The organism is Flavobacterium sp. 103 (assembly GCF_003096795.1).
Lineage (GTDB): Bacteria > Bacteroidota > Bacteroidia > Flavobacteriales > Flavobacteriaceae > Flavobacterium.
Genome location: NZ_QENX01000001.1, coordinates 3,264,753 through 3,289,796, shown reverse-complemented (window position 1 = coordinate 3,289,796; position 25,044 = coordinate 3,264,753). Strand labels below are relative to the sequence as shown.

At 34.0% G+C, this 25,044-nt stretch carries 21 protein-coding genes; 19 read left to right on the top strand and 2 right to left on the bottom strand.

What is annotated here, in order from left to right:
• Positions 1 to 34: 34 nt before the first annotated feature.
• Positions 35 to 1,513: a proline--tRNA ligase gene (gene proS, locus C8C85_RS13920; RefSeq protein WP_116798493.1), complete on the bottom strand. Its 1,479-nt coding sequence runs from the start codon at positions 1,511 to 1,513 to the stop codon at positions 35 to 37.
• 102 nt (positions 1,514 to 1,615) lie between these two features.
• On the opposite strand from proS, the gene C8C85_RS13915 reads away from it, so the two are divergent.
• The 19 genes from C8C85_RS13915 to C8C85_RS13825 all read left to right on the top strand — a co-directional run bounded on the left by C8C85_RS13915 (position 1,616) and on the right by C8C85_RS13825 (position 23,986).
• Positions 1,616 to 2,566 (top strand): hypothetical protein, encoded by a 951-nt coding sequence (locus C8C85_RS13915; protein WP_116797597.1) that lies wholly within the window; start codon positions 1,616 to 1,618, stop codon positions 2,564 to 2,566.
• A gap of 44 nt (positions 2,567 to 2,610) precedes the next feature.
• Positions 2,611 to 4,116: an OmpP1/FadL family transporter gene (locus tag C8C85_RS13910; RefSeq protein ID WP_116797596.1), complete on the top strand. Its 1,506-nt coding sequence runs from the start codon at positions 2,611 to 2,613 to the stop codon at positions 4,114 to 4,116.
• 350 nt (positions 4,117 to 4,466) lie between these two features.
• Positions 4,467 to 5,780, top strand: coding sequence for a 30S ribosomal protein S12 methylthiotransferase RimO (gene rimO / locus C8C85_RS13905; protein WP_116797595.1), 1,314 nt, complete (start codon positions 4,467 to 4,469; stop codon positions 5,778 to 5,780).
• Between the two features lie 79 nt (positions 5,781 to 5,859).
• Positions 5,860 to 6,351, top strand: coding sequence for a hypothetical protein (locus C8C85_RS13900; RefSeq protein ID WP_116797594.1), 492 nt, complete (start codon positions 5,860 to 5,862; stop codon positions 6,349 to 6,351).
• Positions 6,352 to 6,387: 36 nt separating this feature from the next.
• Positions 6,388 to 7,293, top strand: a complete 906-nt coding sequence (locus C8C85_RS13895) for an N-acetylmuramoyl-L-alanine amidase (protein WP_116797593.1) — start codon at positions 6,388 to 6,390, stop codon at positions 7,291 to 7,293.
• Positions 7,294 to 7,558: 265 nt separating this feature from the next.
• Complete coding sequence (locus C8C85_RS13890) at positions 7,559 to 8,653, top strand: glycosyltransferase family 4 protein (RefSeq protein ID WP_116797592.1); 1,095 nt, start codon at positions 7,559 to 7,561, stop codon at positions 8,651 to 8,653.
• A 95-nt stretch (positions 8,654 to 8,748) separates the two neighbouring features.
• Positions 8,749 to 10,008: a murein biosynthesis integral membrane protein MurJ gene (gene murJ, locus C8C85_RS13885; RefSeq protein ID WP_165818125.1), complete on the top strand. Its 1,260-nt coding sequence runs from the start codon at positions 8,749 to 8,751 to the stop codon at positions 10,006 to 10,008.
• Complete coding sequence (locus C8C85_RS13880) at positions 10,005 to 11,129, top strand: O-antigen ligase family protein (protein WP_116797590.1); 1,125 nt, start codon at positions 10,005 to 10,007, stop codon at positions 11,127 to 11,129. Before murJ ends, C8C85_RS13880 begins: the two co-directional genes overlap by 4 nt.
• Before the next feature lie 13 nt (positions 11,130 to 11,142).
• A complete protein-coding gene (gene asnB, locus C8C85_RS13875) occupies positions 11,143 to 12,954 on the top strand; it encodes an asparagine synthase (glutamine-hydrolyzing) (protein ID WP_116797589.1) in 1,812 nt (603 codons plus the stop codon).
• Entirely contained in the window at positions 12,954 to 14,024 is a 1,071-nt protein-coding gene (locus C8C85_RS13870; protein WP_116797588.1) for a glycosyltransferase, read from the top strand. Before asnB ends, C8C85_RS13870 begins: the two co-directional genes overlap by 1 nt.
• Before the next feature lie 2 nt (positions 14,025 to 14,026).
• Positions 14,027 to 14,902, top strand: a complete 876-nt coding sequence (locus C8C85_RS13865) for a glycosyltransferase family 2 protein (protein WP_116797587.1) — start codon at positions 14,027 to 14,029, stop codon at positions 14,900 to 14,902.
• A 14-nt stretch (positions 14,903 to 14,916) separates the two neighbouring features.
• Complete coding sequence (locus C8C85_RS13860; protein ID WP_116797586.1) at positions 14,917 to 15,987, top strand: glycosyltransferase; 1,071 nt, start codon at positions 14,917 to 14,919, stop codon at positions 15,985 to 15,987.
• Entirely contained in the window at positions 15,987 to 17,141 is a 1,155-nt protein-coding gene (locus C8C85_RS13855; protein ID WP_116797585.1) for a glycosyltransferase family 4 protein, read from the top strand. Before C8C85_RS13860 ends, C8C85_RS13855 begins: the two co-directional genes overlap by 1 nt.
• A complete protein-coding gene (locus C8C85_RS13850) occupies positions 17,134 to 17,730 on the top strand; it encodes a sugar transferase (protein ID WP_116798492.1) in 597 nt (198 codons plus the stop codon). Before C8C85_RS13855 ends, C8C85_RS13850 begins: the two co-directional genes overlap by 8 nt.
• Before the next feature lie 2 nt (positions 17,731 to 17,732).
• Positions 17,733 to 18,767 carry an ATP-grasp domain-containing protein gene (locus C8C85_RS13845; RefSeq protein WP_116797584.1) on the top strand — a complete coding sequence of 345 codons (1,035 nt, stop codon included), beginning with the start codon at positions 17,733 to 17,735 and terminating at the stop codon, positions 18,765 to 18,767.
• Between the two features lie 59 nt (positions 18,768 to 18,826).
• Positions 18,827 to 19,627: an FkbM family methyltransferase gene (locus C8C85_RS13840; RefSeq protein ID WP_116797583.1), complete on the top strand. Its 801-nt coding sequence runs from the start codon at positions 18,827 to 18,829 to the stop codon at positions 19,625 to 19,627.
• A gap of 1 nt (position 19,628) precedes the next feature.
• On the top strand, positions 19,629 to 20,771 hold the full coding sequence (locus tag C8C85_RS13835; RefSeq protein ID WP_116797582.1) for a DegT/DnrJ/EryC1/StrS family aminotransferase: 1,143 nt from the start codon (positions 19,629 to 19,631) through the stop codon (positions 20,769 to 20,771).
• A 46-nt stretch (positions 20,772 to 20,817) separates the two neighbouring features.
• Positions 20,818 to 21,609 carry a polysaccharide biosynthesis/export family protein gene (locus C8C85_RS13830; RefSeq protein WP_116797581.1) on the top strand — a complete coding sequence of 264 codons (792 nt, stop codon included), beginning with the start codon at positions 20,818 to 20,820 and terminating at the stop codon, positions 21,607 to 21,609.
• A 7-nt stretch (positions 21,610 to 21,616) separates the two neighbouring features.
• The gene (locus C8C85_RS13825) at positions 21,617 to 23,986 is read left to right on the top strand and encodes a GumC family protein (protein ID WP_116797580.1); all 2,370 of its coding nucleotides are present in this window, start codon (positions 21,617 to 21,619) and stop codon (positions 23,984 to 23,986) included.
• A 239-nt stretch (positions 23,987 to 24,225) separates the two neighbouring features.
• On the opposite strand, the gene C8C85_RS13820 is transcribed toward C8C85_RS13825, so the two are convergent.
• Positions 24,226 to 24,963, bottom strand: a complete 738-nt coding sequence (locus C8C85_RS13820) for a tyrosine-protein phosphatase (protein ID WP_116797579.1) — start codon at positions 24,961 to 24,963, stop codon at positions 24,226 to 24,228.
• Positions 24,964 to 25,044 lie beyond the last annotated feature (81 nt).

Below are 25,044 nucleotides of genomic sequence, written 5' to 3'. Positions count from 1 at the left end.
GCGCAATAGTAGAGGCAAAAAAAATTTATTTTTTTTAATATGCCTTAGCAAACAGCACCCTTCCAACCGAACTTTTACCAGTAAACACACAGCTTCCCGCCTGTTCAACCCTATCCAAAGGAATGCATCTTATCGTTGCTTTTGTCAATTCTTTAATTTTCTCTTCGGTCTCCGCAGTACCATCCCAATGTGCTGAAACAAAGCCTCCTTCACCATCAAGAATAGCCTTAAACTCGTCAAAACTATTTACTTCTGTAATGTGAGTATTTCTATAATTTAATGCTTTTTCGAACAAATCTTTTTGAATTTGCTCCAATAAATCGCTTATATAAGTTGTGATTCCATCTTTTAAAACCACTTCTTTGGTCAAAGTATCTCTTCTAGCTACTTCAAAAGTTCCGTTTTCCAAATCTTTTGGACCTACAGCTATTCGCACAGGCACTCCTTTTAATTCCCATTCAGCAAATTTGAATCCTGGTTTTTGAGTTGTTCTATTATCGAATTTTACCGAGATATTTAATTTTCTTAACGCTTTAACCAAAACATCCACTTCGCTTGAAATAGCTTCCAATTGTTCATCACTCTTATATATAGGAACAATAACAACTTGAATCGGAGCTAGATTAGGAGGCAACACCAATCCTTGGTCGTCAGAATGCGTCATTACCAGCGCTCCCATCAATCGGGTCGAAACACCCCATGAAGTTCCCCAAACGTGTTCTTGCTTACCTTCTGCATTAGCAAATTTAACATCAAAAGCTTTTGCGAAATTTTGACCCAAAAAGTGAGAAGTTCCAGCCTGCAAGGCTTTTCCATCCTGCATCAAGGCTTCGATACAGTAGGTTTCTTCAGCACCGGCAAAACGTTCTGTTTCTGTTTTCAATCCTTTTATAACTGGAATTGCCATAAAATTCTCGGCAAAATCAGCATACACATGCATCATTTTCTCTGATTCTTCTACAGCCTCAGCTTTCGTTGCATGTGCCGTATGTCCTTCTTGCCATAAAAACTCAGCTGTTCTCAAGAATAATCTAGTTCTCATTTCCCAACGCACCACATTGGCCCATTGGTTAATTAACAATGGTAAATCTCTGTAGGATTGTACCCATCCTTTATAGGTAGACCAAATAATAGCTTCACTAGTAGGACGGACAATTAATTCTTCTTCCAGTTTTGCATTGGGATCCACCATTAGTTTTCCAGGTTTATCCGGATCATTTTTCAATCTATAGTGAGTAACAATGGCACATTCCTTGGCAAATCCTTCTGCATTTTTCTCTTCGGCTTCAAACATGCTTTTAGGAACAAATAAAGGGAAATAGGCATTTTGATGTCCTGTTTCTTTAAACATTCTATCCAATTCTGCTTGCATTTTTTCCCATATAGCATACCCATATGGCTTAATCACCATACATCCTCTAACTCCTGAATTTTCAGCTAAATCGGCCTTAACAACCAACTCATTGTACCATTTTGAATAATCTTCTGCTCGTGTCGTAAGGTTCTTGCTCATTTTGAATAATTTGGCATAATATTTGTTTATATATAATTTAACTAAATAATTACGCAAAACTAACTAAATTTGTATTGTCCAACAATAAAATAATCTACCGAAATGAAAACAAATGCATTAATTACTCGGAAAACACCACTTTATTTCTTAATCGGCTTTTTGAGTTTAGTAGTAACCTCTTGTGGCTCTTACCAAAATAGTTCCTATTACGATAATGACGGAGTTTATAGCACAAATGGAGAGAAAATTGTGATAAAGGACAACCAACCCAATTCAGCTTCAATTCAATACAAACAATACTTCAGTTCATTACAAAGCACTGGAGGTTCTGGTGAAATATTTACAGATGTAAATAGTTATGGCAGTAACTATAATACCGAAAATGATTCTATACAAGCACCATCAACAGGCTATGCATCCTGGGGTAGTTCTCCTCAAGAAACAACTGTAGTTGTATATCCCGACAGTTATTGGTCAATAGGATTTGGTTGGGGTTACCCTTATTATGGTTATGGTTATGGATACCCATATTATGGCTGGGGATATCCTTATTATGGTTGGGGATACCCAGGTTACGGATGGGGATATCCAGGATACGGATGCGGCTATCCTGGTTATGGTTATGGATATGCTCACGCAACACCTTATGCTTATAATTACAGTAGAAGAGGTTCCTCTTATGGCGGAAGTTATAACAATTCAATTTACAACAATAATAGAGTTAGCGCCTATAGCAGAAACGGTATTACAAGCAGAAATAGTACTTACAATAGAAACAGTACTAGCATAAGTAGACAGGCTCCTACTTTCACGAACCGAAATAGTAATACTTCATGGAGAAATTACACTCAAAATCAATCAAGAAGTTCTTACACACAAAGTCGATCCAACTCCTCCAGCAATTACCAACGATCAAGTTACTCTCCTAGTAGCAGTAATAGTTCATACAGAAGTAGTGGTAGCAGCAGCAGTATGTCTAGCGGTGGAGGTGCCAGAATGTCTAGCGGCGGCGGTGGCGGTGGCGGTAGAATGGGTGGTGGCGGCAGAAGATAGAAAAATCACTGAACTAGAAATTAACCAACCCTAAGACCAACCAAATGAAAAAGAACCTATTGTTATTTTTAGTAGCAGGGCTAACGTTCTCTACAATACACTCACAGGAAATTAAAGATGCAATGCGTTATACACAAAGCGAATTGCACGGAACAGCTCGTTTTACAGCTATGAGCGGTGCTTTTGGAGCACTGGGAGGAGATTTATCATCCATCAATGTAAATCCAGCGGGTTCGGCGGTGTTCAACAACAATCAATTTGCCACTACAATGGGAAGTTACAGCACCAAAAACAATTCTGATTATTTTGGAACTGGCACTTCGGCAAGTGATAGCAATTTCGACCTAAATCAAGCAGGAGGTGTTTTCGTTTTTAAAACCAGAGACCCTAATAACGATTGGAAAAAATTCTCGATGTCCATCAATTATGAAAATACTAATAATTATGACAATTCATTATTTTCAGCTGGAACAAGCCCTGTAAATTCAGTTGCAAATTATTTTATAAGTTATGCAAATGGAGTTCCTTTAGACTTACTCGAAAATGGTAATTATGCTAGTTTAGACAATGGAGCACAGCAAGCTTTTCTGGGCTATCAAGGCTATATCATCAACCCAGTAAGCAACACTCCCACTAATACATTATACACATCAAATGTTCGCTCAGGAGGCAATTACCATCAAGAAAACAGTACTTATTCCCATGGTTATAACGGGAAACTTATTTTTAACAGCGGATTACAATACAAAGATTTCTTGTATTTTGGTTTTAACCTGAATTCTCACTTTACTGATTACGTACAGAACACTAACTTCTATGAATCCAACAATAATCCTTTGGATGCAAATTATGAAGTTAAGAGCTTGAATTTTTCAAATAGCTTACATACTTACGGAGCAGGTTTTTCATTCCAAGTAGGAGCTATTGCAAAATTAACTAATGAAATGCGTTTGGGTTTTGCTTATGAATCACCAACATGGTATAATTTACAAGACGAACTTTCGCAAAGATTAACAGCCATTAGCAGCAACATCGCAGAAACACTTCCTCCTGATGTGGTCGATCCATTTGTTATTAATTATTATGCTCCTTATGATTTACGCACTCCCGGAAGTTTAACCGGAAGTTTTGCCTATATTTTTGGAAAATCGGGGTTAATAAGTGTAGATTACAAATACAAAGACTATAGCTGTACAGAATTTAGCCCAACAAACGATCCTTATTACAGAGGTTTAAATAGTGCTATGCATAATGCCCTTGGTAGCAGCAATGAAGTAAGAGTGGGTGCCGAATATAAAATACAAAACTTCAGACTAAGAGGCGGATATCGTTTTGAAGGAAGTCCTTATAATAATTCGGCTACTGTAGGCGATTTAAACAGTTTTTCTGGTGGTTTAGGATATAGTTTTGGCTCCATAAAGCTTGATTTTTCGTATGTGAATGTTCATTCCACATCACAAAATCAGTTCTTTTCGCAAGGTTTTACAGAAAGTGCCAGAATCAATACGTACAAAAACAATTTCACTATGACTGTCATATTTGAAATGTAAAAAACACTCACTCCATATAACTGAACCACTTTTGAACATACTCAAAAGTGGTTTTTATTTTTTATGGTAAAAATGATTTAATATTGAATATAATAAGGAAGAGTTTTTGATTCATGTTATGAAAAACTAAATAACTAGTCAAGCCCCGATAGAAGTAAAAATCCTTATAAGCCGGGGTTCGGCTTATAAGATTGCAACGAATAGCGGGATTAATGATCTTGAACACATCAAATGTGGTGCTCCAAATTATTTTTATACAATCAAAAACAGGCATTTTGAAAGGAAACAGGCAGGGTTTGCCCAAAAAATTGTAATTTTGCAAATTCCTAAATTATCAAGGATATAATACTATGAGAACGAAGTCTTTAAAAAAGAACAAAATAAATGTGATCACGTTAGGGTGTTCCAAGAATGTGTATGACAGTGAAGTGCTAATGGGACAACTCCGTGCGAGCGGAAAAGAGGTAACCCACGAAGCCAAAGCAGAAGATGAAGGGAATATTATCGTGATTAACACTTGCGGTTTTATTGATAATGCAAAAGCCGAATCGGTAAACATGATTTTGGAATATGCCGATAAAAAAGAGAGAGGACTTGTAGATAAAGTTTTTGTTACGGGTTGTTTATCTGAAAGATACAGACCGGACTTAGAAAAAGAGATTCCAAATGTGGATCAGTATTTTGGGACTACTGAATTGCCTGCATTATTGAAGGCTTTGGGTGCCGATTACAAGCATGAATTATTGGGAGAACGTTTGACAACCACTCCAAAAAACTATGCTTATCTAAAAATTTCAGAAGGTTGTGACAGACCTTGCAGTTTTTGTGCTATCCCGTTAATGAGAGGAAAAAACGTTTCCCAAACCATTGAAAAACTGGTAAAAGAAGCCGAAGGACTTGCTAAAAACGGTGTGAAAGAATTGATTTTAATTGCTCAAGACTTAACTTATTATGGTCTTGATTTATATAAAAAAAGAGCGTTGGGCGAATTGCTTGAAGCCTTGGTAAAAGTCGAAGGAATTGAGTGGATTCGTTTGCATTACGCCTTCCCTACCGGATTCCCAATGGATGTTCTTGAAATCATGAAACGCGAACCTAAGATTTGTAATTATATTGATATTCCGTTGCAACACATATCGGATTCAATTTTAAAATCAATGCGTCGCGGAACTACTCAAGAAAAAACCACACAATTATTGAAAGACTTTAGAGCAGCGGTTCCTGGAATGGCTATTCGTACGACTTTGATCGTTGGTTATCCTGGAGAGACTCAAGAAGATTTCAACATCCTGAAAGATTTTGTCCAAGAAATGAAATTTGACAGAATGGGTTGTTTTGCTTATTCCCATGAAGAAAACACTCACGCATATTTACTTGAAGACGATGTTCCGGACAACGTAAAACAAGACCGTGCCAATGAAATAATGGAACTGCAGTCTCAGATTTCATGGGATTTGAACCAAGAGAAAGTGGGTAAAACTTTTAGATGTATTATTGACAGAAAAGAAGGAGGTCATTTTGTGGGAAGAACAGAATTTGACAGTCCAGATGTGGATAACGAAGTTTTAATTGACGCTACAAAACACTATGTTAAAACTGGTGAATTTGCAATGATTAAAATTATTGAAGCAACAGAGTTTGATTTATACGGAGAACCAGTTTAGTTTTTAGATTGCAGATTATTTGGTCAGTCCGCCCTTTGGGCTAATGTGCAGAATTTTAATTTTTTAAATTTTTATAATTATGAAAATATTTAAAACAGTACTTTTTATAGCTTTTTTATTCTTGTCAGCTAATACCATTTCGGCTCAATACGGAAATGGATACGGCGGAAACGGTTATGGTGGCGGTGGATACGGCGGCGGCGGATACGGTGGGAATGGTTATGGCAGATCCAACCAAATGTCACAAATGTCACAAAGCAATCAGCAAAACAAACCTAAAGAGATTCCGGTGGAAGTAACTGCAGCCAAAATTGTAGATTATTACAAAAAGGAACTTAGTTTGGATGATCTTCAAGTAATAGTACTCAATAATATTTATACCAAATCACTCAAAAAACAAGAGGCTCTAATCAAAAAAGAGAGCAGTGACGAGGAGAAAGAAAAAGAATTTAAGGTTCTTGGCGAAATGACGGATTTGGAAGTAATGGAAATATTGAACAAAGACCAAAAAGCAAAATATCAAATCTTGAGTGAGGACCGAAAAAATAAAATAGAATCTAGAAAACACTAAGAGTTTAGTATAAAACTTTTTTGAAATGCCTACCTTATGAAAAAGCACTTTTACAATATCATTCTTCTTCTTTTTATTGCTTCCTGTGCAACAAAAAACCCTCATAAAGCAACCGAAAAGGAATACAATGCTCAAATAAAAAACTTAAAAGAAACTATATCCGCAAAAGAAGCTATTCCATTAAAAAGCGAACCCAATGTAGTAATTGACAGTGTTGCGTATCGATACAAAAATCAATTACTTAACTATAAGGATACACTTTCTAAAACTGATACCAATATTCTACAAAATGGCATTGCCTCAGAGTGGGTGGGTACAGTCAATTTTAATTTAAGAAAGCCTAATTTCATAATTCTCCATCACACAGCGCAGGATTCGATACAGCAAACTATAAAAACTTTTACTTTAAAAGACACTAAAGTGAGTGCACACTACGTGATTGCCAGAGATGGAAAAGTAGTTCATATGCTCAATGATTACCTAAGAGCTTGGCATGCCGGAAATGGATCCTGGGGAAAGGACACAGACATAAACTCCAGTTCCATCGGAATTGAATTAGACAATAATGGCTCTGAACCCTTTTCGGATTTACAGATAAATACTTTATTGGCACTTTTGACCAAATTGAAAAAAGACTACAATATCCCTACACAAAACATAATTGGTCATGCAGATATTGCGCCAACTAGAAAAAAAGATCCGAGCGCCTTATTTCCATGGAAGCTTCTAGCCTTGAATGGTTTTGGAGTTTGGCAAGACGACACTTTACCTTGTCCACCCAGTGACTTTAATGTGGAACAAGGTCTACAAGTAATAGGATACAATACCAAAAATCTTTCGGCTGCCATAATGGCCTTCAAACTTCATTACATCCAAACTGAAGTTAATGATATTTTGGACGAAAAAACGATTAGCACTATCTACTCGATTTACAAAAAATAAAATTTTCACTTAATCTATAAAAAACGCTTTTTGGTCGATTCAAAAGGCGTTTTTTTGTGTTTCTACGTCAACTTTCAACATTTTTTTATACATTTAATCAATAAGTGTCAGATGTTTAGCCCAAATCCTACCTTTTCAACTTCTCTATTTTGAACCTAAAAATGGGAGTTGGAAACGCGGAGCTATGAGATACAGTTCGTGAAATTTAAATAATCAAGACCTCAAAAATCATTAAAACTATTTTCCTTTTTAAAAAGCGTATTTGATGATAAAAAAGAAAAAAGTAGCTTTTATAATTCCCTCTCTAGAGGCTGGTGGTGCCGAACGGGTTGCAGTCACACTAGCCAATAAATTTATAAATGAAAATGAAGTTTTTCTCCTTGTTTTGAATAAAACAAAAACGATGTACACTGTTGATAACAGCATTCAAATTCATTTTTTAAAAGAAGCTTACATTCCAAGCGTAAATTGGTTCATAGCGCTAAAAAACAATTTCAGGTTTATCAAACAACTGATAAAAATAGTAAGACACAATAAAATTGATATACTTATAAGTTTTACCACAACAGCTAATATCTTAGTTATTTTAAGTAATTTTTTTATAAAAAGTGCTTCTTATATTAGCGAGAGAAACAATCCCGAAGTATATCAACTTTCTTTGTTCCGAAAAATTTCCGTACGCATTCTTTATCATTTTACTGATGCACTTATTGTTCAGGCCTCTTTTTCAAAAAAATACTTTCAACATTTTTTGAAACCAAAAAAAATTCAAATTATTCCGAATCCAATTGATGAAAATCTTTTATCTAGACGGGAAGAATATGGAAAAAGAGACAATATTATTTTGACAGTAGGTCGATTGGATGCCAATAAAAATCAGAAACTACTTTTAGAAGCTTTTGCTAATTTGAACACAAAGAATTGGAGACTTGTACTTGTTGGAGATGGTGTTTTAAAAACGGAATACCAAATGTTAGCCAAAAGATTAGGCATTGCAAATAAAGTTGACTTTATTGGAACAGTAAGCAATATTGAGGATTATTACAATAGTGCTAAACTATTTGTTTTTACATCCCAATCCGAAGGTTTCCCAAATGCTTTATTGGAGGCCTTATCTTTTGGAATTCCATGCATCGCTTCAGATTGTAATTCTGGTCCGTCCGAAATGATTAAACATACAGAAAATGGTTTTTTGTTTGAAAACAACAATCAAAAACAATTGGAAAAACAAATGTCTGAATTAATGGAAAATGAGACATTGCGTTTAAAATTTAGCTCGAATGCCATACAATCAACGGCTAAATATTATCCAGATGAGATATACAAACAATGGAAATCATTAGTATTTCAAGGAGCCTAAAAATATTTTAAATGCAAAGTTTTATTTTGAAAAAAAAAAACATTTTCCACTTTATTAAAAACCCAATATTAATAAATGTTTTCACTGTTGGATTTATGACTCTCATAGTGAAAGGAATGGGGTTTTATAAAGAGATGGAAGTGGGAAGTCATTTTGGCCTTTCAGAGATACTGGATACTTTCCTCATCGCGACATTGATACCAGGATTTATAAACACTGTTTTTATGTCCTCTTTCCAAAACGTTTTTGTACCCAATTACATTGCCGAAATGAGAACTTCATCAACAGGTGCCTCTTTTCTTAGTGCCTGTGTTATCCTTACTTTTGGTTTGGGAATAGTCCTTATGCTCGTGTCCTATCTTTTTACCGATTTATTCCTAGAATCTGTTTTTAAAAATCATAGCTTACAGTATTATCATCTCATTCGGTCTCAATTTTATGTTGTATTGCCTTGCATTCTTTTTTGGTCCTTCTCTTCTTTATTCAGTTGTCTTTTAGAAATAAAGGGACTATTTGGTTTTTCTTCCATTTCGTCCGTTTTTACTTCAATCGTAATTTTGGGTTGCTTGTTTTTTTTCAAAAATCAAATGGGCTATACCCTTCTGGCAATCGGAATGCTCGTGGGAAGTTTTCTGGAATTGGCTTATGTTTTGATAGTATCGGTTTATAAAAAAACCTTACAATTTGCAAAGCCCAATTTCAATTCATCGAATATCAAAATGATTTACAAACAATTGCCTTCAAAAATAGGTTCTGGTTTTTTAACCGGCTCCACTGGTTTTGTCAATCAGTTTTTTGCAGCTCAGTTGGCAGTAGGTTCTATAGCCTCATTCAATTATGGTATGAAAATTCCATCCTTTCTGGCCACCGTTCTAGTGATCTCGATAGGAAATGTTATATTACCTTATTTTTCAAATCTAGTGCAGGATAACAGGCAAAAAGCTTATCGCGTTTTATACCAATCCATAACAACTGTTTTCTTTACCTCATTAATTATTGCTGCTTTTCTATTCATTTTTTCAGAAACCACTATTACACTCTTATTTGAAAGAGGAAATTTTACTGCCCAAAATACATTGGTAGTATCTCAAATTCAAAAAATAATTTTGATATACGTTCCATTTTATATTGCTACTATTATCATCATAAAATTCCTAACCAGCATCAACAAAAACATTCATATGTTTTATGCTTCAATAATCAATCTGGTTTTGAATGTAATACTCAATTATTATTTTGCCAAAAAGTATGGCATTTATGGACTCGCAATTGCCACCACTCTAGTATATAGTATCAATTTTATAGTTCTTTTTGTATTCGTTAGATACCAACAAAGAAAAGATCTTTCGCTATGACATATTTAAAAATAGTCATTCTAACATTACTCTTTTGTAATCTGCCTAGCTTTTCCCTGGTACATCTGGATGCTACTACCGGAGCTTTTTTGAGTTATGGGACTTTCTTTCTTATTATTATTTATTTCCTCCATAAAAAGGAAATGCCAATTGTCCCTTTGGTTATTCTTGGACTATCGTATTTCTTAATTTCGATCCTCATCGATTCTCAGAATTCAGATGGGTTTGTTGCTACTTTTGTCAAATATTTAATTTTTGTAACCATGGGAGCCAGTGTGATAAAAGATGTTACCAAAAATGAAATATTCACATTGTTATTAATTGGTGCTTTAAGTATCATATATGAGTCCATTTTTGTAATCGACATTGGGGGCCGTTATAGTGGTTTTTACTTGAACCCAAATTTTGCCGGTTGTATCTGTATTCTTGGCTACTGTTTTAGTTTTTCAATTTCTGACAAAAAAATAAAAATTATTGGGCAAATCTTGTTTTCCTATGCAGGTTTTGTAACCTTTTCAAGAACTTTTTTATTGCTTTGGGTACTCGTTAATATTCTTTCCTTATCCATCAGTTATAAAAATTCCTACAAAATTATTTTAGGAATTGTATTGATTAGTTTTTTTGTTTCTTTTGGAAATAAATTTGATTTTAATACAAAACGTCTTGAGGCATTCGCCACTATACTCGATGGAAAAATTAGTCAGGATTTAGCCGAAAATTCAAGAACATTAACTTGGGCTAAATATTATGATCGGATTTTAGATCATCCATTTTTCGGAAATGGATATTTGAGTTTTAGTGGAAAAACATACGGAGAAGATGACAAAGCCTACGGAATAGAGGGTGTGCACAACACTCCGCTTTTAATAATTGGCGAAGCTGGGATATTTGTTTTTCTATATTTTTTATGGCTTTACGGAGGGTTCGTTTTGAGTGGCATTCATTATTTCAAACAAGACTTTTTACTTTTATTAGTCTCTTTTTCTCTATTTATTTATATGCTAACGACCCATAATTTTTTCAATAATTACATTTTGTTGTCCATATCCATATGGCTTTTTCAACAGATAGAAATAAAGAAAACAGAAGAATATACATGTTTGGAAACCCTACTTCATTAAAACCCCAAATAATATGTGTGGTATTTATGTAACTAATATTCCCTTTGTAGAAGAAGAGGTCAAAAACAAACTAGCATCCATACAATTTAGAGGCCCTGATAATACCGGAATCCAAAAAAAAGGTGATCTGACCTTTGGACATCTACGTTTAGCTATTGTTGATTTGGATGTTCGTTCCAATCAACCAATGCAATTTGAAGAATTTACAATCGTTTTTAATGGCGAGATATACAATTTTGCAGCAATAAAAGAGGAATTAATTGCACTTGGTCATACATTTCGCACCACTGGAGATACAGAGGTTTTATTGAAAGGATACCGACAATGGGGAGAAAAAATAGTCCCAAAATTAAATGGAATGTTTGCATTTGCCATCTACAATGCAACTTCAAATAAGCTATTTTGCTCTCGAGATCGTTTGGGTGTCAAACCTTTTTATTTTTCTTGGAGCAATGGAAAATTCGAAATTTGCAGTCAGTTGCGTCCCATTTGCCAAAATAAAAAATTGAATGAAGCAGCTATTTCTATGTATTTGGATTGTACTTATATTCCAAGTCCATTTACCATTTTTCAAGATGTACACAAATTACCTCCAGGAAATAATTTAGAAATTGATTTAACAACAAAACGGTATTCCATATCAAAATATTGGGATTTAGAGCCTGTCAAAATATCGAAATTAACATACGACGAAGCCAAAGAAAAGCTACACGAGCTAATACAAGATGCAGTAAAAATTAGGTTGCAGGCTGATGTTCCTTTCGGGACTTTCCTTTCGGGTGGAATTGATTCCGCATTGGTTTCCAGTATTGCTTCAAAAATTTCAAAAGAACCGATTCATACTTTCACCATTGGCTTCAAAGACCCAAAATACGATGAGAGTAAAATTGCCGGTCGATTTGCAACAATTATCAATTCCCAACATTTTGAGACCATTTGTAAACCAGAAGATATCATGAAACTAATTCCTAAGTTAGTTTCCGTTTATGATGAACCTTTTGGAGACAGCTCGGCATTGCCTTCCCTATTATTGAATAAAATGGCCAAGCAACAGGTAACGATGGCTTTGTCCGGTGACGGGGGAGATGAAAGCTTTTTGGGTTACAATCATTTTGATTGGGTTTCCAAATTCAAGATGCTTCTTAAAATGCCTTATTACTTAAGAGTTTTGACAAGCCACCTGTTGATTTTTGATGTTTTAGGAAAAAGAACCGAACCCTTGAAACGAATTTTAAAAACAAAATCCAAACACGATTTTATAGCAGGAATATTTGTTGGTTATAATTCGCTTTTAAAAAATCGGAATTTAGATTGGCTTTCTTTTTATAATGGATTTAAAAAAAATTCCGAAGATTTACATCAAACCACAGCCGACTTAAATATCAAATTATGGTTGGAGAACGACAGCAATGTAAAAGTGGATCGAGCCAGTATGGCCTATTCAGTCGAAATTCGCAGTCCCTTTTTAGACTATAGAATTATAGAATTGGCCAGAACGTTGCCTGTTTCTTATCGGTACCAAAAAGGGAGAAAGAAACGAATTCTGAGAGATATTTTGAAGGAGTATATACCTGAAGATGTTTTTGAACAGCCCAAAAAAGGATTTTCAGTTCCAATGGATTCTTGGATCCGCAATGAATTAAAAGAAGAATTTCTTCAAAATTTACCTGATGCTTTTTTGGAGCAAGTTCCCAATTTGAATGTTCCAAAATTCAAAAAAATGCTTCAAAACCATCTTAACGGAAAACAGGATTACTCCTCCTATATCTGGCGGGTTTATGTGTTATCCAAATGGTATCAGGAATTTGGCTATTTTAAAAAATAATGGATAGAAAAAAAATACTATTTGTTGCTCCCACTTTGAAAGCAGGTGGAGCTGAACGCATAACTGCTTTTCTGGCTCAGAATATAAACACAACTTTATTTGAAGTAAAATTAATCGTTATTGGTTTTGAGAAAGATGCAATTTATGACATTCAAAACATAGAGACCCATTTCCTTAACAAATCCAGATATTTAAAAGCTATTCCTTTATTGTTACAAATGATAAAAAGAGAAAAACCACATATTGTTTTTAGTTCCTCTGGTCATATCAACATTACGTTGGGGCTTTTTAGCTTATTTTTTTCTAAAATAAAATTCATCGTCAGGGAAACTAATATCGTTTCGGTAGTGAATGGATTTCCGCAGGAAAAAAATCGTCTGTTGTTTTTTTTGATGCAACAATTGTATCCATATTTGGATGTCATCATTTGCCAAAGCCATGATATGAAAACTGATTTGGTTCAAAAACTGACTATCAATCCATCAAAAATTATCGTAATAAACAACCCAATTATAAACGAAATCCAAACCGTAAAACCTAAAAATAAATCGGGTACCATACGCTTCATTACTGTTGGGAGAATGAGTTGGATCAAGGGACATTTGCGTATTTTAAAAATATTATCCCAACTAAAATATGATTTTCAATATACCATAATTGGAACTGGATTGGAAAACGAATGTCAGATTATTCAAGAAGAAGTCCTGAGACTAAAATTGGAAGAGAAAGTTCATTTTATTCCTTTTACATCTAATATTTTAAGTGAAATGCAACAGCATGATTTCTTTTTGCAAGGTTCCTATGTAGAAGGTTTTCCAAATGCATTACTCGAAAGTTGTTCTGTGGGAACTCCTGTTTTGGCCTTTGAAGCTCCTGGAGGAACAAGAGAAATTATCCAAAACGGTATCAATGGCTATTTGGCAAAAAATGAAACTGAAATGCTTTCGATTTTAAATAATTTGGAACTCATTCAAAAAATAAAAGCAGAAGACGTCATCCAGAGTGTCTCCAAAAAATTCGACAAATCAAGTATTCTAAATCAATACGAAACTTTGTTTTTATCTGCATGACGATGAAAGCATTAACCATTTTTACGGCCACTTACAACAGAGGATATTGTTTGCACCAACTTTATGAAAGTCTGGTAAGACAAACCCATTCTAGTTTTATTTGGATGGTTATTGATGACGGCTCAACCGATAACACAAGTTCATTAGTACAGTCGTGGATTAAAGAAAATAAAATAGAAATTCTGTATATCCATCAAGAAAACAAAGGGATGAATGGCGCTCACAATACCGCTTATGCCAATATAAGAACATCGTGGAATGTCAGTATTGACTCGGATGATTATATGCCTAATAATGCTGTGGAATTAATCTTGAAAAGCATTCCAAATTTAGATTCCAAATTCGCAGGAATTGTAGGATTGGACAGTGATTTCAAAGGAAATGTAATTGGCACCAAATTTCCGAAAAACATAATTCAAAGCACCCTTTCAGATTTATACCATAAACATGGTGTAAAAGGAGATAAAAAAATAGTCTATCGCACCGAAGTCATACAAAAATACGCACCATATCCAATCATTGAAGGAGAAAAATTCATTCCTCCTGGCTATTTGTATCGATTAATTGATCAAGACTATGTTCTCAAACCCATTAACGAAATATTCGTCATTGTTAATTATCAAAAAGATGGTTTTACAAAAAACCTATTTTCGCTGTATCGCAATAATCCGAGAGGTTTTGCTTTACATCGAATCCTTAAAATTAATTTAAGCACTAATATGAAAGAGCGATTTAAGAATATGGTTCATCTGATTTCTTGCTCCCTTTTTGCAAAAGATATCAACTATTTAAAACAAACCAAGAGTCCTTTTTTGATTGTATCTGCATTCCCATTTGGCCTGCTTTTGAATGGTTACATTAGATTAAAACAAAAATAATCTGATTTTATTAAATGAAAAAAATACTGATCATTTTACCCAACGACACTTTAGGAGGCGCCGAGCAAATCTTAAAGATGATCGCTCAGTATTATTCGGATGCATTGGTAGAAGTACAATTTTTGAAGCACAAAACGAATAAGGAATGGACAATAGACAATCGATTTATCCAATTAAAATATCAAAATACAGACTCAGAATATTGGGGTGCTTTATTTTATGCTTGGAATCTTTTGATAAAACCTAAAAAAAAGTACGATTATATATTTACCTCACACGTTTTTGTTACCGGTATGGTAGGAGTTTTTGTTCGTTTGGGACTCATTCAAAAAAAACATTTTATAGGGAGAGAATCTACTCGAATATTTGAGCGTTTTAATGGTTACAAACTATTTTTATATGAAAAAATGTACCAATTGGGTTATCCGAGTCTTGACTTATTAGTTTGTCAAACCCAACAGATGAAAAAGGATTTGATTACCAATTTGCCTTGGATTGATCAAAAAATAAATATTAAAGTTATTCCCAATCCGGTTAATTTAATTCCAATAAAAACAGCCGAAGCTTTACATATCGAGTTTCCATTCATTGTAAGCGCCGGAAGATTAATACCAGAAAAGGGATTTGATATTTTGATTAATGCTTTCAAAGAAATCGCAAAAACACATCCTGATTTACTATTGATTATTTTGGGGGAAGGCAAAGAAAGACAAAATTTAGAACTTCAAATAAAAGAACTCCATTTAGAAAGCTCAGTAATTTTAAAAGGTCATGTTTCAAATGTTTATCCTTATTTTAAAGCAGCCAAAGTTTGTGTGGTTTCGTCAAGAATAGAAGGTTTTCCGAATGTTTTATTACAAATGATGTCACAAAATAATCATGTGGTTTCGACAAAATGCACAGATGAGATCGATTTGATCCCTGGAATTTCAACTGTCGAAACTGCAAATGATATAAATTTAAGCAAGGCAATATTAAAATCGTTGAGTGATGATCACTCCAAAAACAGCATTCTTTTTCAATCCTTTCTTCAGGAAAGATCCATAGAAAATTTCATTGTAACTATAGAAGTAGAACTTCAATAATGAAAAAACTCACCCGCATCACTACTGTTCCTATCTCTCTTGAAAAACTGTTGGACAATCAGTTGCTTTTCATGAAAGATTATTATGAAGTTACGGCAATTTCTTCGGATAAAGAAAACTTAGAAAAAGTGGGAAAATCCCAAAACATACCTGTTTATACAGTAGATATGACCCGAAAAATAACTCCTTGGCAAGACTTAAAAGCGTTGTGGCAACTGTATCGTTATCTCAAAAAAGAACAACCATTAATAGTTCATACACATACTCCTAAAGCCGGAACAATCGGGATGATTGCCTCAAAATTGGCCGGTGTTCCGCATCGTTTACATACTGTTGCAGGTCTGCCTTTACTGGAAACTAATGGTGGTAAACGAAAACTATTGAATTTTGTAGAGAAAATAACCTACTCCTGCGCTTCCAAAATTTATCCTAATTCCAAAGGATTGAAAAATATTATTATTCAAGAAGGTTTTTGCAAACCTGAAAAAATAAAAATTATCGCGAACGGCAGTACCAATGGGATAGATACCCAATTTTTCAATCCAGAGAAAATATCAAATGAGGTTTTGTTCCAATTAAAAAAAACTTTAGGAATACATCCCGATGATTTTGTTTTTGTGTATGTTGGTCGATTGACGGGTGATAAAGGCATAAATGAACTGGTGGTTGCTTTCCAAAAAATTGCTCTCGAATTTAGTAGTGCCAAACTATTATTGGTTGGCTTTTTCGAATCAGAATTGGACCCTCTAAATAAAGACACATTATTTGAAATCAAAGATAATGAGCGAGTAATTTTTGTACCATTTCAAGAAGATGTTCGTCCCTATTATGCGATTTCGACTACTTTGGTCTTTCCAAGTTATCGCGAAGGTTTTCCCAATGCCGTTTTGGAAGCAGGTGCTATGGGATTACCCAGCATTGTTACAAATATTAATGGTTGCAATGAAATAATTGAAGACTACAAAAATGGAATATTAATTCCTCCTAAAGATCCTGCTGCACTTTTCATGGCAATGAAAAAAATAATTTCTGGCACTACAATGCGAAGTTATTTACACCAAAATGCAAGACCAATGGTTGTTTCTCGATTTGAACAAATTGTGGTTTGGAAAGCCCTTTTAGATGAATATCAAAAACTGGAAGGTCATGTATAATCCTTTTTTCAAAAGAATAATTGATATAATTCTAGCAAGCATAAACCTAGTGTTACTTGCACCATTATTTTTAATTATTACAATTGTGCTTTTTATTGCAAATGAAGGTGAACCTTTCTTCATTCAAAAAAGACCTGGAAAAAATGGCCAAATATTCCATATCATTAAATTCAAAACTATGACTAATAGAAAAGATGCTAATGGAAACTTACTTCCCGATTCCAGAAGAATGACCAAATTAGGCAACTTTGCCCGGAGAATGTCACTAGATGAAATCCCTCAACTCATCAATGTAATCCGAGGTGACATGAGTCTTGTGGGACCAAGGCCTTTATTACCCGAATATTTGCCTTTATATAATGAAACTCAAAAACGACGCCATGAAGTGAAACCTGGTATGACTGGATGGGCTCAAGTCAATAAAGAAAATATCACTTCTTGGCAAACAAAATTTGAATATGATTTATGGTATATTGAAAATAAAAGCTTTTTTTTGGATTTAAAAATTGTATTTTTAACTCTAAAAAAGGTACTTATACCACTGAAAACCAATACAACAACGACAGAATCGTTTAACGGTAAAAATTAACTATGAGTAACATCTTAATCACTTGTGCAGGAAAAAGAGTCTCCCTTGTTCGTTCGTTTAAAACTGAACTGAAACTTATTTTTTCGGATTCAAAAGTATATACCACTGATTCCTCACCTGAAAAATCAGCTGCTTGCAGAGTTTCTGATGGTTACTTTAAAGTATCCCCAGTTACCCATTACAATTATATTGACGATCTGCTTCAAATTGCAATTGACAATAACATTAAACTAATCATACCAACGATTGATCCTGAGTTACTTGTTTTATCTCAAAACATAGATCTATTCAAAAAACACCATATCGAAATCCTAATTTCGGATTATGAGAATATCGAAACATTAATAAACAAAAGGCTTACCAATGTTTTTTTTAAAAAATTAGGAATTAATTATGCCAAAGAATTTGACAAAGACAATTTCACTTTACCGCTTTATATAAAGCCAATCGACGGTAGTCGAAGTATTGATAATTATATTGTAAAAAAGGAATCAGAATTGACAGCTTATCATTTCTCAAATGAAAAATTATTATTTTTTGAGTATTTGGAGCATACCGATTTTACAGAATATACCATCGATATGTATTTTGACAAAACAAATAATCTAAAATGTTTGATTCCTAGGGAGAGACTGGAAATTCGCGCAGGTGAAGTCAATAAGGCCATAACAAGAAGAACTTGGTTTATTGATGAAATTGCCTCAAAGTTCAAACACATTTCAGGATTAAGAGGATGTATATCTTTACAATTATTTGTCAATAATGAAACAGAAATACTTTATGGTATCGAAATTAACCCCCGGTTTAGCGGTGGATTTCCGTTAAGCTACCTTGCAGGAGGAAACTATCCAAAATGGATTATACAAGAATATATACTGGGAGAATCCCAATTAGCTTATCATGAAGATTGGGAGGAAAATCTAATGATGTTACGCTATGATGATGAAATTTTGATTCGAGATTATGATTCTGTTCGTGAAATAAAATTCAATACCAACAAATCCGAAAAAATAACAATTGATAAAAAAACCCTTTAACGTTACTAACTACCATCTTGTTTATTTTAGAATTTTAATGAATAAAATATCAACAAAAAATGGATATAATTAGAAGACTATTTCTAAAAACACTTAAGGCTACAGCTATAAATACAACTATTACCCATCACTATACAAATAAAAAATTCCTCATAAACACCTATCATCATAAAGGCTATTGGTACTTTGGGAAAAAAAGAGAAGAAAACACTATCCGAATATTTCAAAAATGGATTAGAAAAGGTGACTATGTTTTGGAAATTGGTGGACATATTGGTTATTTCACTACTTTATATTCCATATTAGTTGGAGAAACAGGAAAAATTGATGTTTTTGAACCCAGTGAGCTTAATTTATTTTATTTAAAAAAAAACATTGGGTTTCTGAAAAAAAAAACACAACAAATCATAGCTGTAGAAAATGTCGGAGCCGGAAATGTCAATGGAACTTTTGATTTTTATATAGACCCCATATCTGGCCAAAATAATTCATTCATTAAGAACTTCGATGGTTTTTTATCCAGTCGAAAATTATCCGCCGAAACTTCTTCGGAGATGATTGTTACTCAAGCAAAAGTAATTACTTTAGACAGTTATTATGAAAAAGCTATTCGTTTACCCGATTTTGTGAAAATTGATGTTGAAGGATATGAATGGAATGTATTACAAGGATTTAAAAATACTATTGCTAATCATCGACCAAAAATAATGGTAGAGATCCAAAATGAAGCTCAAAATATTTTAACTTTTTTCAAAAAATATGATTATACGATCTACAACGACAAATTAGAAGAGATTATTGACTATAATGATTATCTAAATAAAAAAACCCCGAATATATTCTTCCAATATTACCATTAAAATGAACAACCAAAAAATATGGCTATCATCCCCACACATGGGAGGAACTGAACTCAATTACATTCATGAGGCCTTTGACACTAATTGGATTGCACCATTGGGAGCAAACATAACCGAATTTGAACATGATTTAGAAAAATATCTATCCCATGGTCTTTTTGTAACGGCTCTCAGCTCAGCAACTGCAGCTATCCATTTGGGTCTAATTCTCTTGGGAGTAAAGACAGGTGATGTTGTTATCTGCCAATCACTCACCTTTTCGGCATCGGCAAACCCTATTCTTTATCAAGGTGCAACTCCCGTATTTATCGATAGCGAACTTGAAACTTGGAATCTTTGCCCGATTGCTTTAGAAAATGCTATTGTGGACTGTATTTACAAAGGACAAATACCAAAAGCAATCATTACTGTTCATTTATATGGTGTTCCATATCAAATAGAAAAAATAAGAGCGGTTGCCGACAAATACAACATCCCTATTCTTGAAGACAGTGCAGAGGCTTTGGGCAGTAGCTACAAAGGAAAAAAATGTGGCACTTTTGGAGACATCAGCGTTTTTTCATTCAATGGAAACAAAATCATAACCACTTCTGGAGGTGGCGCAATTGTTACCTCAAATCATCAATTAAAGAAAAAAGCTCAGTTTCTAGCCTCACAATCAAAGGATGAAGCTCCTCACTATCAACACAGCGAAGTAGGATATAATTACCAGATGAGCAATATTTGCGCAGGCATTGGTCGAGGACAGATGAGAGTATTGGATGAACATATTACTTTAAGGAGGGCAATGCATGATTTTTATGTATCCCTTTTTGAAAACATTCCCGGAATTACTGTTTATTCTACAACAAATCCAGATTACTTCGCCAATTACTGGTTGACTTCCATACTTGTAAATCCTAAGGAAACCAAAAATGGAATCGATCGGGAGACCATCCGATTGAGGTTGTTGGATTCCAATATAGAATGCAGACCCTTATGGAAACCCATGCATCTGCAACCGCTCTATAAAAACTATCCTTTTTATGGAAATAAAATTGCCGAAACACTGTTTGAAAACGGACTGAGTTTACCCTCAGGTTCTAATCTAACTGATTTGGATAGAGATCGAATAGGCACTGTTTTGCAAAAATTATTGGGATAATTCGGTTTGAATTATTAAATATTGACTTCGAAAAATAGATCAACATATGGATTCAACTTTATCATTTAAAAAAATATCTTTATTATGTCTAACCCTACTCCTTTTTTCCTGTGCTTCTCGGAAAGATATAGTTTACTATCAAGATATTGATAAAACTTCTTTACAAGAAAAAACCAATTCATATGAAATAAAAATACAACCCGATGATTTGCTTATGATTATCGTTTCTGCAGAAGATTCCGAAATTGCAGCTCCTTTTAATTTAAAAACTTACACAACTGTAAATCCAAACAAACAAGATGTTGCCGGTGCTCAAACTACCCAATTGTATTTGGTCGATTCCAATGGATTTATTGATTTCCCAATTTTAGGACGATTAAAAGTAAGTGGAATGGCAAGGTCGCAAGTCATACAACTTTTGCAAGACAAAATTTCGGTCTATATCAAGAACCCCATCATCAATCTTCGCATCATGAATTTTAAAATTTCGGTACAGGGAGAGGTAACATTACCAGGCACATATACTATTTCATCGGAACGCGTGACCCTAATTGAAGCTTTATCGATGGCTAAAGATTTAACCATTTATGGAAAACGTGATAACATCTTAATTATACGAGAAATTGACGGCGTAAAAACCTATAACAGAATTGATATTACAAAAGCTGATTTCATGAATTCTCCTTTTTACTATTTGGCACAGAATGATGTTGTTTATGTAGAACCCAATAAAAATAAGATTAACGGATCGGCAGTAGGTCCAAACACAGGAGTCATAATTTCAATCACTTCCTTATTGATTACATTAATAACTTTGATCGTAACTACCTCAAAATAATCCTTCTATGGAAAGAAATCCTTCAAATGAAAATCAGAATAGAGAATTTCTATTACGAAACTTCATAGATCACTATTTAATTCACTGGAGATGGTTTTTAATTGGAACCCTTATAAGTTTTATTATAGCCTTTATTTACTTGCGCTATACAACACCTCAATTCAAAGCTACTGCCATAATTTTGGTAAAAGATGAAAAAAAAGGCGGTATGTTATCTGAACTTTCCGCTTTTTCGGATATGGGAATTGAAAGCGGTTTAAAAAACAACCTCGATAACGAAACTGAAATTTTAAAATCAAGAACGTTAATAGAAAATACAGTAAAAAAACTGCATCTGAATATTTCGATATTCATCAAAGGGAATATTATTTATTCTGAAATGTTTAAAGAAAAACCCATTAACATTCATTTTATCCCAAAGTCGGTTCAATTTTATGAGACCAATACAACGCTTCGCTTTATAGAAATTTCACCCACATCTTTTCAATTAGAAAACCAACTTGACAGTGAATCATCTAAAAATAGCTTATTAAATAAAAATGAATTTCAATATGGAGAACTTATAACAACTCAAAATTGGAATTTGGTCATAACTAAAAATCCAAGCAAATTATTTAAAGCAACCAATCGGGAAATTACCATACAAGTAAATCCAATGGATGAAGTTGTGGACGGTTTTAGGAATAGACTTACTATAAATCCGCTCAGTAAAACCAGTAGCGTCGTAGAATTATCATTGGTCGATCCCGTATATGAAAAAGCAGAAATTTTCTTGGATAATTTAATCCAAATTTACAATCAAGATGCCATTACCGATAAAAACCAAATTTCCGAAAACACCTCAAAATTCATAGCCGAAAGGCTGTCGTTAATCACACGAGAATTGGACGGTGTAGAACAGGATGTTGAAAGTTTTAAAAAGACTAATAACCTAACCGACATCGATTCGGAAGCCAAACTTTTTATAGAAGGATCAAATACTTATGACAAAAAAGCAGTAGAAACGGAAATACAACTTAATGTAGTCAACTCAATGCTAGACTACATCAAAAAAAGTAACACTACCGATTTGCTTCCCACCAACCTTATAGGCGGGGAAGAGGATGCCGCAAGCATAATCAATATGTATAATGAGTTGGTTTTGGACCGCAATAGAATCTTAAAATCGGCAACTCCTGCCAATCCAACCGTTTTGAAAATGGATCAACAAATTGTATCTTTAAAACAAAACCTTCTCGCGAGTCTAGACCGTTTAAAATCCAGTTTAATTATCCAAAAAAGAGATTTAGACAGCCATAAAGGAATTATGGATACCAAGATTGAAAAAATTCCAGTTCAAGAACGTCAATTTAAAGTCATTGCCAGGCAACAGAAAATAAAGGAGGAACTCTATTTATATCTCCTTCAAAAAAGAGAAGAAACAGCTATTTCTTTATCAGCTACAGAGCCTAACGCAAGAGTAATAGACGCTGCAAAAGCCTCCCATCTTCCTGTAGCACCCAAGAAAAAAATCATCTACTTGGTTGCTTTTTTAATTGGAATTCTAATTCCTTTTGGAATTATATACCTCATCGATTTATTGGATACCAAAATAAAAAGTCGCCTCGATTTAGAAGGAAAAACTACGATTCCATATCTCGGAGATATCCCAACATCCGATGCAAATACCCAAATCATAAAGTCAGAAAGCAGAACCAGCTCTGCTGAGGCCTTACGAATCATCAGAACCAATCTGGAATTCATGCTCAGTAAAGTTCCAGAAAATCAGGCCAAAACCCTGTTCCTAACCTCGACATTTTCAAAAGAAGGTAAAACGTTTGTATCAGTGAACCTAGCGGCAACCTTTGCATTATCCGGTAAAAAAGTATTGCTTATAGGAATGGATATTAGAAACCCAAAACTAGACGATTACATTTCCTTACCAGATCAAGGACTCACCAATTACCTCTCAAACAAAGACATACCCTTGGAAGATTTAATCATCAAACAAAAAGGTTACGAACACTTTTATATCTTACCGGCAGGTTTAATTCCGCCCAATCCGGCCGAATTATTATTGAGCCAAAAAGTCGATACCTTATTCAAAACCATCAAAGCCCAGTACGATTACATAATTGTTGATACCGCTCCCGTAAGTCTCGTAACTGATACCCTCTTAATAGCAAAACATGCCGATTGCTTCTTATTTGTCATTCGAGCCAATTTTCTGGAAAAACGAATGTTAAATATAGCCAATGATTTATATATGGAAAAAAAGTTGCCTAATATGTGCTTACTACTCAACGATACTGATTCAACAAAAGGTTATGGTTACGGTTACGGTTACGGCATAAAAGCCAAAAAAAGACCTTGGTACAAAAAATTATGGGCTAAATAAAAAACAAAAAATCAATAAAAACCTTTTACTTCCTCAGTTATTTAAGCTAGTGTGGGAGTGTCACCAATAAAAAAAGAGGCCAACTCGCCACACGTGCTAGTTGCCTCTTTTTTTATTGCTGTCGGGCTATCCGTGCTACTTCGGTAGCTTACTTTTATCCCTCACTCACAAATCAACAGCTTCATGTTTGGAAAGATATTTTGCTTTAAATTAAATAATTACAAAAAAAATAAACCCTACTACATTCTAAAAAACTGATTATTCGATATCACTTCTTTGAGTGCTGTCACATCTTTCAGTTTTACTTTTTCCTCAAAAGAAGCTATGTGCTTACTATGATGAACATCCGATCCCACAAAATCATACATACCTTTTTGCAGTAATTGCTCGGCCATTTTAGCGATTGATTCCCCATAATATCCCACAACCGCCAACAGATTTAGCTGAAACAAACAGCCGACCCGTTTCAATTTTACATATTCATCAAAATTATTATGATAAAAAGTATACCGTTCGGGATGAGCCAAAACTGGAATATAGCCCGCCACCTGCAAATCAAAAAGTATATTATACAATTGCATCGGTGCATTTATATATGACATCTCGACCAATACATAATTATCTTTCAAAGTCAACAACTCTCCTGTCTGAAAAAGTTTTACAAATTGAGTATCCATCAAATACTCTGAAGCCGCACGAAAAGGAACTCTTATTTCATTTTTTTCCAGCTTAAATATTGTTTGATCTTTAACTGCAAGAATACTTTCCTTTGTGTTGTCCCAAACTTGATACATAATATGAGGAGTGGTAATAAACTGTGAAACTCCAAAACTTTGAAGTGCTTGAACCAACTCAAGTGTTTGCTCAAAAGTGCGAGCACCATCATCAATATCTGGCAGTAAATGAGAATGAATATCTACATGATTCGACGGAATCAAATCTTTTAGCACAGCTTTATTTTTGAAAAATAAAAACAATTGAACCTATTTAAAAATGAACTACAAAGGAAGTAAAAATTAAACAAACCATAACTAGTAAGTCCTAAACAAAAAAAGCTG

Coding starts and splice junctions, on each gene's coding strand:
- proS (WP_116798493.1), bottom strand. CDS start 1,513: ATGAGCAAGAACCTTACGACACGAGCAGAAGATTATTCAAAATGGTAC.
- C8C85_RS13915 (WP_116797597.1), top strand. CDS start 1,616: ATGAAAACAAATGCATTAATTACTCGGAAAACACCACTTTATTTCTTA.
- C8C85_RS13910 (WP_116797596.1), top strand. CDS start 2,611: ATGAAAAAGAACCTATTGTTATTTTTAGTAGCAGGGCTAACGTTCTCT.
- rimO (WP_116797595.1), top strand. CDS start 4,467: ATGAGAACGAAGTCTTTAAAAAAGAACAAAATAAATGTGATCACGTTA.
- C8C85_RS13900 (WP_116797594.1), top strand. CDS start 5,860: ATGAAAATATTTAAAACAGTACTTTTTATAGCTTTTTTATTCTTGTCA.
- C8C85_RS13895 (WP_116797593.1), top strand. CDS start 6,388: ATGAAAAAGCACTTTTACAATATCATTCTTCTTCTTTTTATTGCTTCC.
- C8C85_RS13890 (WP_116797592.1), top strand. CDS start 7,559: ATGATAAAAAAGAAAAAAGTAGCTTTTATAATTCCCTCTCTAGAGGCT.
- murJ (WP_165818125.1), top strand. CDS start 8,749: ATGACTCTCATAGTGAAAGGAATGGGGTTTTATAAAGAGATGGAAGTG.
- C8C85_RS13880 (WP_116797590.1), top strand. CDS start 10,005: ATGACATATTTAAAAATAGTCATTCTAACATTACTCTTTTGTAATCTG.
- asnB (WP_116797589.1), top strand. CDS start 11,143: ATGTGTGGTATTTATGTAACTAATATTCCCTTTGTAGAAGAAGAGGTC.
- C8C85_RS13870 (WP_116797588.1), top strand. CDS start 12,954: ATGGATAGAAAAAAAATACTATTTGTTGCTCCCACTTTGAAAGCAGGT.
- C8C85_RS13865 (WP_116797587.1), top strand. CDS start 14,027: ATGAAAGCATTAACCATTTTTACGGCCACTTACAACAGAGGATATTGT.
- C8C85_RS13860 (WP_116797586.1), top strand. CDS start 14,917: ATGAAAAAAATACTGATCATTTTACCCAACGACACTTTAGGAGGCGCC.
- C8C85_RS13855 (WP_116797585.1), top strand. CDS start 15,987: ATGAAAAAACTCACCCGCATCACTACTGTTCCTATCTCTCTTGAAAAA.
- C8C85_RS13850 (WP_116798492.1), top strand. CDS start 17,134: ATGTATAATCCTTTTTTCAAAAGAATAATTGATATAATTCTAGCAAGC.
- C8C85_RS13845 (WP_116797584.1), top strand. CDS start 17,733: ATGAGTAACATCTTAATCACTTGTGCAGGAAAAAGAGTCTCCCTTGTT.
- C8C85_RS13840 (WP_116797583.1), top strand. CDS start 18,827: ATGGATATAATTAGAAGACTATTTCTAAAAACACTTAAGGCTACAGCT.
- C8C85_RS13835 (WP_116797582.1), top strand. CDS start 19,629: ATGAACAACCAAAAAATATGGCTATCATCCCCACACATGGGAGGAACT.
- C8C85_RS13830 (WP_116797581.1), top strand. CDS start 20,818: ATGGATTCAACTTTATCATTTAAAAAAATATCTTTATTATGTCTAACC.
- C8C85_RS13825 (WP_116797580.1), top strand. CDS start 21,617: ATGGAAAGAAATCCTTCAAATGAAAATCAGAATAGAGAATTTCTATTA.